The organism is Ornithinibacillus scapharcae TW25 (assembly GCF_000190475.1).
GTDB lineage: Bacteria > Bacillota > Bacilli > Bacillales > Amphibacillaceae > Ornithinibacillus > Ornithinibacillus scapharcae.
The window spans coordinates 37,632-51,262 of record NZ_AEWH01000003.1; the positions used below are offsets into that span (position 1 = coordinate 37,632).

General features: G+C 36.3%; 15 protein-coding genes and 1 pseudogene. All 16 read right to left on the reverse strand.

Annotated features, from left to right (window positions below):
• Positions 1–138: 138 nt before the first annotated feature.
• Positions 139–1,794 carry an alkaline phosphatase gene (locus tag G5W_RS0100240; RefSeq protein ID WP_010093193.1) on the reverse strand — a complete coding sequence of 552 codons (1,656 nt, stop codon included), beginning with the start codon at positions 1,792–1,794 and terminating at the stop codon, positions 139–141.
• A 545-nt stretch (positions 1,795–2,339) separates the two neighbouring features.
• Positions 2,340–2,735: an Asp23/Gls24 family envelope stress response protein gene (locus tag G5W_RS0100245; RefSeq protein ID WP_010093195.1), complete on the reverse strand. Its 396-nt coding sequence runs from the start codon at positions 2,733–2,735 to the stop codon at positions 2,340–2,342.
• 33 nt (positions 2,736–2,768) lie between these two features.
• Entirely contained in the window at positions 2,769–4,133 is a 1,365-nt protein-coding gene (gene accC / locus G5W_RS0100250; RefSeq protein ID WP_010093197.1) for an acetyl-CoA carboxylase biotin carboxylase subunit, read from the reverse strand.
• Between the two features lie 14 nt (positions 4,134–4,147).
• Positions 4,148–4,645, reverse strand: coding sequence for an acetyl-CoA carboxylase biotin carboxyl carrier protein (gene accB, locus G5W_RS0100255; RefSeq protein WP_010093199.1), 498 nt, complete (start codon positions 4,643–4,645; stop codon positions 4,148–4,150).
• 277 nt (positions 4,646–4,922) lie between these two features.
• On the reverse strand, positions 4,923–5,465 hold the full coding sequence (locus tag G5W_RS0100260) for a SpoIIIAH-like family protein (protein WP_010093201.1): 543 nt from the start codon (positions 5,463–5,465) through the stop codon (positions 4,923–4,925).
• A gap of 13 nt (positions 5,466–5,478) precedes the next feature.
• Positions 5,479–6,102, reverse strand: a complete 624-nt coding sequence (gene spoIIIAG / locus G5W_RS0100265) for a stage III sporulation protein AG (RefSeq protein ID WP_010093203.1) — start codon at positions 6,100–6,102, stop codon at positions 5,479–5,481.
• Positions 6,099–6,725, reverse strand: a complete 627-nt coding sequence (spoIIIAF, locus tag G5W_RS0100270) for a stage III sporulation protein AF (protein WP_010093205.1) — start codon at positions 6,723–6,725, stop codon at positions 6,099–6,101. Before spoIIIAF ends, spoIIIAG begins: the two co-directional genes overlap by 4 nt.
• A 60-nt stretch (positions 6,726–6,785) precedes the next feature.
• Positions 6,786–7,927: pseudogene (spoIIIAE, locus tag G5W_RS24780) on the reverse strand (stage III sporulation protein AE).
• A gap of 15 nt (positions 7,928–7,942) precedes the next feature.
• Positions 7,943–8,335, reverse strand: a complete 393-nt coding sequence (gene spoIIIAD, locus G5W_RS0100280; RefSeq protein WP_010093207.1) for a stage III sporulation protein AD — start codon at positions 8,333–8,335, stop codon at positions 7,943–7,945.
• Between the two features lie 6 nt (positions 8,336–8,341).
• The gene (spoIIIAC, locus tag G5W_RS0100285; RefSeq protein ID WP_010093209.1) at positions 8,342–8,548 is read right to left on the reverse strand and encodes a stage III sporulation protein AC; all 207 of its coding nucleotides are present in this window, start codon (positions 8,546–8,548) and stop codon (positions 8,342–8,344) included.
• Between the two features lie 18 nt (positions 8,549–8,566).
• Positions 8,567–9,079 carry a stage III sporulation protein SpoIIIAB gene (gene spoIIIAB, locus G5W_RS0100290; RefSeq protein WP_010093211.1) on the reverse strand — a complete coding sequence of 171 codons (513 nt, stop codon included), beginning with the start codon at positions 9,077–9,079 and terminating at the stop codon, positions 8,567–8,569.
• Positions 9,015–10,001 carry a stage III sporulation protein AA gene (gene spoIIIAA, locus G5W_RS0100295; RefSeq protein ID WP_010093213.1) on the reverse strand — a complete coding sequence of 329 codons (987 nt, stop codon included), beginning with the start codon at positions 9,999–10,001 and terminating at the stop codon, positions 9,015–9,017. Before spoIIIAA ends, spoIIIAB begins: the two co-directional genes overlap by 65 nt.
• Before the next feature lie 220 nt (positions 10,002–10,221).
• On the reverse strand, positions 10,222–11,154 hold the full coding sequence (locus G5W_RS0100300; protein ID WP_010093214.1) for a prenyltransferase/squalene oxidase repeat-containing protein: 933 nt from the start codon (positions 11,152–11,154) through the stop codon (positions 10,222–10,224).
• 99 nt (positions 11,155–11,253) lie between these two features.
• On the reverse strand, positions 11,254–11,811 hold the full coding sequence (gene efp, locus G5W_RS0100305; protein WP_010093215.1) for an elongation factor P: 558 nt from the start codon (positions 11,809–11,811) through the stop codon (positions 11,254–11,256).
• Between the two features lie 29 nt (positions 11,812–11,840).
• Entirely contained in the window at positions 11,841–12,902 is a 1,062-nt protein-coding gene (locus G5W_RS0100310) for a M24 family metallopeptidase (protein ID WP_010093216.1), read from the reverse strand.
• Between the two features lie 128 nt (positions 12,903–13,030).
• Positions 13,031–13,549, reverse strand: coding sequence for a YqhR family membrane protein (locus G5W_RS0100315; RefSeq protein WP_010093217.1), 519 nt, complete (start codon positions 13,547–13,549; stop codon positions 13,031–13,033).
• Positions 13,550–13,631 lie beyond the last annotated feature (82 nt).

The following is a 13,631-nucleotide window of genomic DNA, read 5'->3' on the forward strand; positions in this document are numbered from 1 at the left end:
AGACATTTACATGATAAAGAAGTCTCCAAAAGAAAAAAGATGAATAATCCGCTTATAGCAGTCGTTATTCATCTTCTTTTTTAATAAATTTGATATTTTATTATTCATTCGATAGAGTTAACTATTTAGCTCACCAATCTATTTAGATAGATTCAATGCTTCTTTCGACACATAAAAATCCTTCGAGTTATATACCGTTACACCATCAAGTGTCTTCGTAAACGTTTTATTATTTCGTGTAACATTCGCAATGTTCTTATTAACAGGAAGTTCGATTCGGATTTTTTTCTTTTCAGCAATAAATACTGGATTATTCTCGTCTGTAACATCGATACGAGTTTTGTACCCCTTTCGCTCAAAAGACTCTCTTGCATTAACAAAAAGCTTATCCGTAGTTTTATCTAAATTAAAACCTAAGAATTTTGCCATCACTTCCGCTAATTCGGTGTTGTCTACTAGCCCAACCGGCTTGGATGGACCATAAGCGTAAAGGAAGACATCCTCCCCGGTATGACCACCAGTAGTAAAGCCAATGTTCGCCCGTTCTGCTAACATGTTAACCATATCTGCCGCTAAAGAATCCGATGATTTTAATGCATTAATTTCTCCGTTTGATAGATTGTCTAAACCGTATAATTCTGCCACTTCTTTCATATTAGAGCGGTCGTCATTCAATTGATTCAAAGCACCCTCAAGTGTCATTGTTGCTTTCTTTAATGGATCAATATAATCGGATACTGGAATTTCAGAGTAATTGGAGTTCGTATTTAGATTCCCCATTGTAATCCCACTGTTTCCGTGGTCACTAACAACAATTACCATTGTATTACCATCTTTTTTGGCAAACTCTAATGCTTCATGTACGGCATCATCAAAAGCGAGTACATCACTAATGATACCGATTGTATCGTTTGTATGTGCTGCCCAGTCCACCTTACTACCCTCTACAAATAGGAAGAAGCCTTTTTCATTTTTAGAAAGCGTATCAATACTTTTTTTTGTCATTTCAGCAAGTGATGGTTCAAGATTGTTTGTAGCTTGACGGTCAAAGTCATAAGCTAATGAGGAAGAGGCAAATGCTCCCCAAATTTTATCTGAATTTGAATTTAAAAGATCTTCACGATTTTCAACAAAGTCATACCCTTTATCATCGAGAACCTGTACTAGGTTTTCCTCGTCTACCCTGGAATTTCTGGATTCGCCAGGTAATAGGGATTCTTTTCCTCCACCAAGAACAACATCAATTTCCTGATACACCTGTTGCTCGGCAATATCTTGGTAATTGCTGCGGTGAACTGCATGAGAGGAAAAGCCCGCTGGTGTTGCATGTTGAATTTCGGAAGTGGAAATGATTCCTGTTGCCTTTCCTTGAAGTTTTGCACCTTCTAACACGTTTGCAACTGGTTTATAAGCATCCTGAGGATCAACAGCTTCAACACCTGGAGTATTGACTACTTCAGGAAGAAGCCCAATAACCTTATCATTACTTTTATGACCGGTTGCCAAAGCAGTTGCAGCTGGTGCGGAATCAGTAATCGCTGATTCTGCCGAATGTGTGCGAACTGCCCCAGTAACGATTTCATCCATAGCAAGATTCTCTCCTTTATACCACCTTGCTAGAGATGTAGCACCTGTACTCGTTCCATCCATTACCATCATAATGACATTAGTTGGTTCCTTCTTCTTGGTCTTTGCTTCTGTTAAACCATTGTACCCTGCAAAACTTAAAGAAGATAAGGCTACAACTGCCGCTATCGTGATTACTGCTACCTTCTTACTCCAGAATTGCTTCATATTTCAATCCCCTCTCCCAGTGATAGTTTTAAATTCACCTTTATTATAGAGAGAAAATATTAAGATAAGCAGATTTCAACGTTAATTATTTGAAAATTTATTTAATACTTATTACTCATAATGATTAAGAATACCTAGTTGATATAACTTCTATTCATGTAAAAAGATCTATTGTTTTTCCACTTCAAAGCATCTAAAACAATTGTAATTAGCTATGCAACCATCTCGTCCGAATGTTACATATCTTTTTGATATTAATGATATATTTGTCTTTGGGCAAAAGAAAAAGCATCCTTTAGGATGCCTTCATGGATTATTTAATAAGCTTATAATAAAACAGCAGTTGAACGTACCCTCTCTTACTAAGCATAGCTATAAAGAACTACTGTTTCTAATTCAAAAAGGTCGAAAGATATAAAACATATCCTTCGACACTTTTGTTTCTTATAATAGGTAGCCTGTATATTTCCGTAAAGAAAATCAGCAAAGAAATTCTTTCATTACTTTGTAATCATGAATCAGTAACCTAATTGTAGATTACAAAGTTATTCAGATGCTTCCTCAGTAGGATCCTTTTCCATCTGAACCCCAACAACATGAATATTAACTTCAGAAATTTCAAGAGAAGTCATGTTCATAAGAGTCTGTCTAATGTTAGCTTGTATTTTCTGAGCCACACCTGGAATAGAAACACCATATTCCAAAACAACATATAAATCGATTAGAATTCCGTTATCTGTTAACTCTACTTTAACACCTTTACTATGAGACTTTTTACCGAATTTCTCTACAACGCCGGTAGCAAAGTTGCCTCGCATATTTGCTAGACCCTTTACTTCGGATGCAGCGATTCCAGCAATTACCTCGATAACCTCTGGAGCAATTTCTACCTTACCAAGACCTGTATTCTCACTCATGTTGACTAAAGACTGCTCAGCCATACTCTCACTCCTTCATTCTATTAGTTGACCATATCATTTATCTTCGCTAGGTTCCAAAATAGGGTTTTCTTCTAAAAAGTTCGTATTAAAATCACCATCTATGAATACTTCATGATCCATAATTAAACGATGGAAAGGTATAGTCGTATGTACCCCTTCTACCAGGAATTCATCAAGTGCACGTTTCATGCGCGAGATAGCTTCTTCCCTTGTCGAGCCATAGGTGATAAGTTTAGCGATCATGGAATCATAATAAGGTGGTATGGAGTAACTAGGATATGCAGCCGAGTCTACTCGTACCCCCAACCCACCTGGTGGTAGGTACATATTAATCTTCCCAGGAGATGGCATAAAATTCTTAAATGGATGCTCTGCATTAATACGACATTCAATTGACCAACCATTAAAGGTTACGTCTTCCTGTTTAAAACTTAGAACCTCACCGTTAGCGATTTTAATCTGCTCTTTAATTAAATCGATACCAGTGACCATTTCGGTAACAGGATGTTCAACCTGAATTCTAGTATTCATTTCCATAAAATAGAATTCCTTCGATTTACGATCAAAGATGAACTCGATTGTTCCAGCTCCAACATAATCAACTGCTTTTGCAGCTTTTACTGCTGCTCCCCCCATTTTAGCACGAATTTCTTCATTTAGCGCGGGAGAAGGTGTTTCTTCTATTAATTTTTGCAATCTACGTTGAATACTACAATCTCTTTCTCCTAAGTGAACGACATTCCCATGCGTATCTGCAAGCACTTGAATTTCCACATGACGGAAGTCTTCAATAAATTTTTCAATATATACACCAGGATTTCCAAATGCAGTTTCTGCTTCCTTTTGGGTTATTCGGATTCCTTTAATTAGATCTTCTTCTGTACGAGCCACTCTTATCCCTTTACCACCACCACCAGCGGTTGCTTTGATAATAACTGGATAGCCGATTGACTCTGCTACTTGAATTGCTTCCTCTTCACTCTCGATGATTCCATCCGATCCTGGAACAATTGGAACATTCGCTTCACGCATCGTTTCACGTGCTACATCTTTAATTCCCATTTTTTGTATCGCCTCAGGTGTCGGACCGACAAAAATAATATTACATGCCTTACATACTTCAGCAAAGTCTGCATTCTCAGCTAGAAAGCCATAACCAGGGTGTATTGCATCTACCTTTGTCATTGTAGCTACACTAAGTATACTTGTGATGTTCAAATAACTGTCCTTGCTTGATTTAGGACCAATACAATAGGCCTCATCTGCTAATTGGACATGTAATGACTCTTTATCTGCCTCCGAATAGACTGCAACTGTTTGGATTCCCATTTCTTTACAGGCACGAATAATCCGGACAGCTATTTCACCACGGTTGGCAACAAGCAATTTTTTTATCATATTAGCACGTCCCCTTATTTCGTTTTCACTCTAAATAATGGTTGACCGTATTCAACTAGTTCTCCATTTTCAACTAATACTTCTACGATTTCTCCCTTTACTTCTGCCTCAATCTCATTAAATAATTTCATCGCTTCTACAATACAGACAACTGTATCATGGGAGACTGAACTTCCAACTTTTACGAACGAATCACTTTCTGGATTTGGAGCACTATAGAATGTTCCCACCATTGGGGAGGTGATCTCATGATCGAAATCCACACCGCTTGCATTTGCTGCAGCTTCCTTCGTTTCCACTACTTCTTGTTTATTAGGTGTAGCAATTGTTTGTTGTACTGGAATGGAAGCTACTTCTTTCTCTAACTGTACCTTTGGAGCTGTTTGGACTATAACATTATCTGATAATTTCTTCATGGATACCTTTGTTCCATTTGTTTCATAAGTGAATTCTTGTAAAGACGATTGATCTACTAGTTTAATTATTTCACGTATTTCTTGAACTTTTAACATAGATTAGGCACTCCCTTACCATTTTTAGAATTAGGTACTAATAACTCCTCTTAATATTTTACGATAAAAGATAGTACTACATCAAGAATTAATATACATTTAGTATTTTAAAGCGTTTACATTTGCTTAATTATAACAAGCTTGGAGTTATTAAGCGAACATGATATACCTACAAACTAAAAGCTTTCGAGAGTTCCATCTAATGTCATTATCAATCTCTTAAGGATAAAAACATCAAGTCTGCTAGACTTGATGTTTTTATGTATGATAGTGTAATTTAACTTTCTGTATATGGTTCATGGATTACATCTACAGTTATCTCACCGAATTCATCACGAACCATTTGCATAATGTTGACTACTTCGGTTTTCGTAAGTTCATCTGCTTGTACATGTACGTGAACAACATTATCATCTGAGCGAACTAGTACATCTTGATATTCTGCACTTGCTGCAATCGAATCTTCTAAGATCATTTCTTTTGTATCTACTTGGTCAATAGCATCTATTTCTTCCGTTGCCTTTTTCTTTTCTTCGACTGATGCATTGCTATCGGCTAATATATCTTCCAATCTATCTCTTTTCATACTTCTTTCATCTGTTACTTTTAGTCGTAAAGAAGCAAATAGTTCATTTCCACCAGGTGATACGGAAACATCTGCATCTTTTCCTGTTGTTTCAGAAGAAGTCTCTTCCGTCTTAGAATCTTTACCATTATTCAAGTAAGCAAAATCACCTTCATCAGCCGTCATGTAATATACGCTCAACACTATCATTAAACTAAGCATTGTTAATAACCAAACTGTTTGTTTTTTCAACATTTTTTCATCCTCCTTAATTTTTAGGCATAACGGATACTCTATGTGTTGGAACATCAAGTACTCTTGAAATTGCTTCTACTACCCACTGTTTTACAGTTGCCTTTTCAACACCATTTGCTACAACAAACACACCTCTTACTCTAGGTTTCTTTGTTTCAATTAGTATTGGTGTTTCTTGATCCCCCTGACGTACTAAGACAGTTTGGGTTTCTTCTGTTGTTTCTTCAATTTGCCTCGTTCCTCCATTTTGATCATTTTCTTCAGTATGCTGCTGTCCTTTTATTAGATTTTTTTCATACACTTTCACATTAGTAGAGTCTAGATTCACCATCACTTCTACTTCAGAGACGCCATCGATTTTTTCAAGCATGATTTCTAATTGCTTCTTATAATTTTCCTCCAATTCACCCACATCGGATGTGACACTTGATTCATGGGAACTGACTTCCTCTGTCTGGGACTCGGATTCTAAATCCATTCTTGGTATTTCTTGTCCAGTATCTTGCTGGGATGAGGTAGTAAATATGTTACCCACTATAATTACAACTAAAGCAACTAGTCCGACTATGATGACATATCCTGTTTTTTTTGACCCATTTAACTTTTCTTTAATAAATTCTTGTAATTTATTTATCAAGATGCCCCTCCCTCCCAAATAACAGTTAGTTTCTTATCGTTTAATTCCCATGTATCTCGTAGCAAGGTTTCAATTCCTTGAAGATCCACTTCGTTCTCACTAGTCTCCTTCTTTTGATTCCCAGCATCAATGACAACATCCTCTACTGCATTTACTGCTCCCTCCCCTGCTTCTGATTCTTCTAGATATACAATGACTTCTTCTAACTCCTCATACGAATAAGCTTGTCCTTCCTGAAACTTAAACTGAAAATCTTTAATTTCTGCTTGATAGTTATCCAAAAGAGGAGCTTGAGCTATTTCTTTTAATTGGACAGCCATTTGTTCTAAAATATATGCGCTTGCAGACGATTCTATTTCACTTTTTTGCAAATCGATTAAATTTTCTACTTCTTTATTGTTCGATTCATCCTCCATAAGAGCAAATATAGAGCTATTTACAGCCTGTTTTATATCTATTTTAAAAAGTTGGAAGATAGGTTGTAAAAATATCAATATTAATATCAAACCGATGACAAATTTTATATATTTCTTCATACCACCAGCTGGAACAAGTAGATCAATTATCGTCGCAAGTAAAATAAAAATAATAATTTGGGAAACCCAATTAATTAGTAGATCCATTTCCATCACCCTAACGAAGTAATAGTGTAATATTACTTGCTGTTACAATAATTACGATTGCTAAAAAAACATTAATGTTACTGCTAATAAACAAGCTAGAATGTATACGATATACTTACTAATTGTATTTAAGCTGGTGATAATAGGCCCATCAGCAATTGGTTGTAGGACTGCGGCAACAACCTTATAAATTAGAGCAATCACGAAAATTTTAATTGCTGGGAAAATGGCGATGAATATTATAATAGCCACCCCTACAATTCCCACTGCATTCTTCAGAAGTAATGAAGCACTTAAAACGGTGTCTGCAGCATCTGTAAAAGTTCTACCAACTACCGGTATGAAATTCCCAGTCACAAATTTTGCTGTCTTCATCGCGACCCCGTCTTGTATGGCACTTGCAGCACCTTGAACAGATAGCACCCCTAAAAATATCGTTAGAAAAACACCTAACATCCCCATACCGACGGAACGAAACAAGTCGGCTAAATGCGTTACTTTATGATTTTCACTTAAACTACTGACTATAATTAACAATGCTGATAGAAATAAGAGTGGCAATATAACATTTGAAACTAGAACTCCACTTAGGTTGATTAAGAAAATAATAATTGGGTGAAAAAAGAAACAGAGATCATACTACCGAATGATGCCATTAATCCTAAGACTAATGGAATTAATGCAATCATGAAGCTACTCATAACTCCAATTGCATCCTTTGCGTAGGTAACGGCCAAATAAAAACTGTTTAACGCAAGGAAGATTAGGACTATATAAACTACAAAGTAAGCAATTTTACTTACAGATGTTTTTTCAAAAGCTGTATGCATCGTTTGTAGTAGTACAGAAAATAGTGTTAACAGAAGTAATGATCCTAGGAGTTTTCCATTTAAAATTACTTCATGAAGCAGATATTCTAATCCACCACCTACTAAACTCTTGATGGAAAACTCATCCGTACCCTTAATAAAGTCATATAGGCTCGTTTTCTCGAGTTCTGGGATATATCCACCATATTCATCTACAACTAGATTCCAATATTCCTGCATACCGTCGAATGAGATATCTTCCATCAGCACTTCTTCCATAGGAGCTTCAACCTGTTCCTCCGCAAAAGCAACTGTTTGTCCAACTATTATAAAAATTACTAGGATACATCCAATACGATAAATCTGCTTCAACACTATCACCTGCTTCCTCATTCCTAAATTTCTGACTTAAGCCTGAGGTAGGAAATTTAAAATTGCCTCTACTACTGCAGAAATAATTGGTATAGCGAGTAATAAAATAAATATTTTCCCTGCTAATTCTATCTTGGAAGCTACGGCACCAAGACCAGCATCTTTTGTAATGCTAGCACCTAGTTCTGTAATATAAGCGATACCAATAATCTTCAATATCGTTTCAATATACATTCCGTCGATTGATGCCTTCTGTCCTAGAGATTCTATTAGACGTATAATGGAGCCTATCTGACTGATGACAGCTAAGAATAAGGCAATTCCAGTAATTAATATAATGATGAAAGCAAAAGGGCCGCGCATATCTTTGAGAATAATGTATAGTAAACTAGCTATGATCCCGAGTGTGACAATTTGTATGATATCCATACAGTTCTACCCTTGAAACAAAAATACGGACCTTATTTGTTGGAATAAATCAGACAGTCCGTTGATCACCACAACGAGTACGATTATAAAGCCTACCAACGTAACAAATTGCGCGATTTCTTCCTTTCCCATTTGCTTTAAAATGGTATGAATTAACGCTACAATAATTCCAATCCCAGCAATTTGAAATAATATAGATGCATCAGATAGCATAACGTCGCCCCTTCCTCCCTATATGAGCAATAACACAATGAATAGACCAGTTAAGAAACCAAGATTCTTTGCCATCTTTCCGTATTTATCCTGGTCATCTCTTGCGTCCTCTAATTCTCTTTCCAAATGTTTAATGGTTAGTTGGATATGTTTTTGTTGTTGTGTAAAATCATGTTGCCCTAATGTTCGACCAAATTGTAAAAGTATCTCTTGCTCATTCAGCCCTAAACTAGATTGATTAATATAATCTCTTACCTGCTCCTCCCAGATGACTTCAAAATAGCTGTTCTTTTCAACTATCTTCATGGAGACCATTCGAAAAAATGTTGCACATGGATCTGGTATTTGTTTCGCTATAGAGGTAAATGCTTCGTGAAGAGGAAGCTGACTGTATAATATTTCAGCCTCTAATACCTGTAGTCCATTTATTAACTGCCTGATATGTTTAGGTCGTTTTGCTAGCTTATTACTCCACTCGAATCCGAGCCACGTCGTTGCTCCTATAAAGAGAAGTGCTCCTATCCACTTCATTTGGCAGGCACCTCGATTTCTGATAGATATTTTTATCCTCATCATTGTAAATAGACCTGATAGAACCTGGTGAAGCTTGTCCTTCAAGAATAAGGATCCGTTGAAATACTTTCTTATCCAGTAATGGTATAATGGATGGTCTCTTCTTTAATTCATCCAGAGTTTGTCCATGGATTGTACAGATCACCGTAACGCCAGCATTGATGGCATTCATTAATGCTTGTACATCTTTATCACTACCTATTTCATCTACAACGAGTATTTCAGGAGACATGGAACGAATCATCATCATCATTCCCTCAGCCTTTGGACAAGCATCTAATACATCTGTTCGCCTTCCTAAATTATGCTGTGGTATACCTTTTAGGCACGCGGCGATTTCAGATCGTTCATCCACAACCCCAACCTTCTTAGGCGGGATGGTCTTCCACCCAGAAGAAATAATGCGAATAATATCTCGAATAAGAGTTGTTTTACCAGATTGCGGGGAGCCTACTATCAACGTATTCAGAAATTTGTTATCATACAAATATGGAATCACTTCCATCCCAACTCCAATTTTTTCCTTTGCAATACGAATATTTAGAAATGTAATGTATTGTATCGCTTTAACGGAGCCGTTAAATGTATTGACTTTTCCCGCTAAACCTACCCGATGACCACCTTCAATTGTGATATACCCTTCCCTAAGTTCATCTTCCATTCTATAGAGGGAAAACTCACTTAATTGATTAATTATAAAACTATTATCGCGTCTATCCGGTATTGCGTTTGTTATCCATTCAAGTCCACGATCAAAAATCAGCTCAATCGGTTGATGCAATCGAACTCTAATTTCTTGAAGCATGTCCCATCTTTTCGCTACTTGATGATTTAGTCGTTGTTGGATTTCCGCTGGAAATAACCGTAATATTTCCTCCATGGCCTATCCCCACTTTGTTTTTCAATAGTTAATTTCATTTTCTATAAGTAAATGTATGATGGAATGAGGATTTTATGACTGATAGAGTATAAATAATAGAGTTGAGGTAATTGATAGAGATCTGTAAAAGAGCAATAAAAAAACAGTCTGTAAAATACAAACTGTTAAACAGATAGGATTATTTTGGTTTATAAAACTCCCTTTTTATACCTTACAAATTTTATAACCGTCCAAAAGCCCTTAGTTGCTTATACCGATTAACAGCAAGAATACCCTTCCAATAGGTTCTTGCTTTTTCAAATTCTTCCGGATAGGATCCCCATTCCCACGAAATATCCCATATACCATTTTCTATCATATTATCGATATAGAATTGTAAATTCGTTTCTATTAATTCACCTAACCTTTTACAAAGTGTTTCATTTGGATTATCAATAAAGTCTAGAGGTAGTGGTTCATAGCCACTATTCCATGTTGAAACGTCCTTATTGATGCATTCATAAGCTAATTGTTCCACTTTTTCACGCAGTCGAGCAAATGGGACATTAATCTTGTATTGAAATGTAGTGCGATAAGTCTCTATTATCTTGATCATCTGTTGAAAATTGTTAAGTTCATGTCTATCCATATTTTCCTGATCCATCAAATAGTTTACAGCCCGATTTATCGTATTCCAACCAATCTCTGAGGCTAGACTTTCCATATCTGACCAATGAATCAAATAGGCAGCAAGTTCAACAGTCGGATTATATGACCATTTCTCCTCCGCTCCCTCCGTCCAATGCCACCATGGCGCATGTGGAAAGTCATTGTTCTCTGGTAATACAGAAGCCCACATTCCTTTATCTGATTGATAATGATTTACTAGATAATTCACCATTTTTTTAACGATAGGTTCCTGTCTATTTGCATCCAATTCAACTAATTTTTGTGCTGCTGCCCATGTAGCCATTGGTGAGGATGTGGGAAGCCAAAAGTCGGGTTCTATACCATGCCCAAAGCCACCATCTTCATTCTGATAAGCTTTAAGGCATTCCAGAACTTGTTGTTTCGTTCCATTGCCAAAAAAATAATCAAATCTAGCAATTTCTAAATCACGACAGTTTTGGTGTAGGTACTCTCTTGCGTTTTCCAAATGATTCACTGTACTCATATCATAATCCCCCTTGTTATTGAATATGGCATCCAATTCAAAATGAAAGAGACCATCAACTGATTTATTTGATGGTCTCTTTGTTGTTCTGATAAAGTTTTATGCTCTTGATACATATTTTCCGTCAGATGTATTGATGATTAATCGATCACCAGGATTCACGAAGAACGGTACTTGCACAACTAGTCCAGTTTCTACAGTAGCCGGTTTTGAACCACCACTTGCTGTATCCCCTTTAATACCTGGTTCTGTTTCCACTACTTCAAGTTCTACACTGTTTGGTAAATCAATACCTAACATTTGACCTTGATATGTAATGATGGAAACTTCCATATTTTCTTTGATGAATTTTAACTCATGTTCAATTTGTGCTGAGCTAAGCTCAATTTGCTCATAAGACGCAGTATCCATAAAGGCATGTGCATCACCAGAAGCATATAAATATTGCATTTTTCTATGTTCTACATGGGCTTTTTCTACTTTTTCACCAGCACGGAAAGTTTTTTCTTGGATATTACCATTTTTAAGGTTACGGAGTTTCGAACGAACAAAAGCCGCACCCTTACCTGGTTTTACGTGTTGGAAGTCGACAACTTGCCATACGTCATTATCCATCTCAATTGTTAAACCTGTTTTAAAATCATTTACCGAAATCATAGTTTTCCTCCTTGTTCAAGCAATCAAGCTTATAACTGAATAAGTTCTTTTCTGGATGTTGTTAAACGTTCATTTCCAGTTTCAGTAATTACAATATCATCTTCAATACGGCAACCACCGACATTCGGAATGTAGATACCTGGTTCTACTGTTACAACCATTCCAGGTTCTAATTTTATATCACTACGGAAAGATAGTCCAGGACCTTCATGTACCTCTAGACCAATTCCATGTCCAGTTGAATGACCGAAATATTCTCCGTAACCTTGTTCTGTAATGTAATCTCTAGTTAGAGCATCAGCTTCAATACCAGTCATACCTGGTTTAATACCATTTACACCTTTTAGCTGTGCTTCTAGTACTGTATCATAGATTTTCTTCAGTTCATCGCTAATGTCACCAACAGCTACTGTACGAGTAATATCAGAAACATACCCTTCATACAATGCACCATAATCAAGAGTAACTAATTCTCCTGCTTGAATTTCCTTCGTTGAAGCGACGCCATGAGGCATTGCAGAACGAAAACCCGAAGCAACAATTGTATCGAAGCTAGACTGGGTTGCGCCTTGCTTTCGCATGAAGAATTCTAGTTCATTCGATACTTCTATTTCTTTTATTCCTGGTTTAATATAGCCCAATATATGTTCAAAAGCAGCATCCGCGATTTGAGCAGCTTTTTTAAGGATGGCTAATTCATCCGGAGTTTTGATTAAACGAATTTTTTCTACAATTTCACTAGTAGGTACTAGTTCTGCATCAAATAATTCATTATATTTATCATATGTAGCGTAGGTAATATGATTTTTTTCAAAGCCTAGTCTTTTTACCTTTAGGCGATCCAATTGTGCTTTTACTTCTTCTTCGATTAGTTGCTTATGCTCGATAACAGTAAAACCTTTTGCTTGGTTAGCAGCTTGTTCAGTATACCTGAAATCAGTGATAAATACTGCTTCATCAGCACTAATAATAGCAATTCCTGCCGTTCCAGTAAAACCAGTAACATATCTACGATTTATCGGACTAGCTACCAATAAAGCGTCCAAATTCAATTCTTGCAATGACTTTCTAATTTTAGCTAACTTTTCCATCTCGTCATCCCTTCCCTACTTAACTTGCTAATGGATTTATAAATCTCACGACTAATTGAATCCTTATGCCTTTTTCAGTTTACCATAAATAGAGAAGTTTGAATATTGATTTAGTTGGTTTGTAGTGCCTAACTGGACTGGCTTTTTGACTCTTTATTCGATGAACTAAGTTTCCGGTCATAATAATCAAAGGAAATTGAATAACCGATAAATGTACCATATAAGATATAAAGGCAGATAGATGATACAATGGAATTAATCTCCATTTCTGGAACACTTGGTACATTGGAAAAGATGGGTTGTAATACAAAAAAGACAATAGCCCATAGTAATATTCCATAAGCCACTCCCATCCACAGTGAGTATATTTTCTTGAAGATTCCATAATAGAGTAATGCTACTCCAATAGATAACAATCCAATGAATAAAATTGTTACAACATTCCCTAACCATGTATCAGTCCAGGGTGCCGTAGTCCATGATCTAATCACATAGGACTTTGGAGAAACCTCTATAAAATTAAAATAATACATGAATAGGCCTAGTAAACTGGCTAGAATTCCACCAATAAACCCAGTCAACATAGAACGTCCCAGAAAAGTAGACGAGTCTTCCTGTTTATTTTGTTCAAGCTTTTTTTCTTCCATAATGTCCACCTCCAATGTTAGTATTACCCATTGATAAAAATGAATTACAGAAAATCAGTGATAATCATTAATCGTTTTAAAA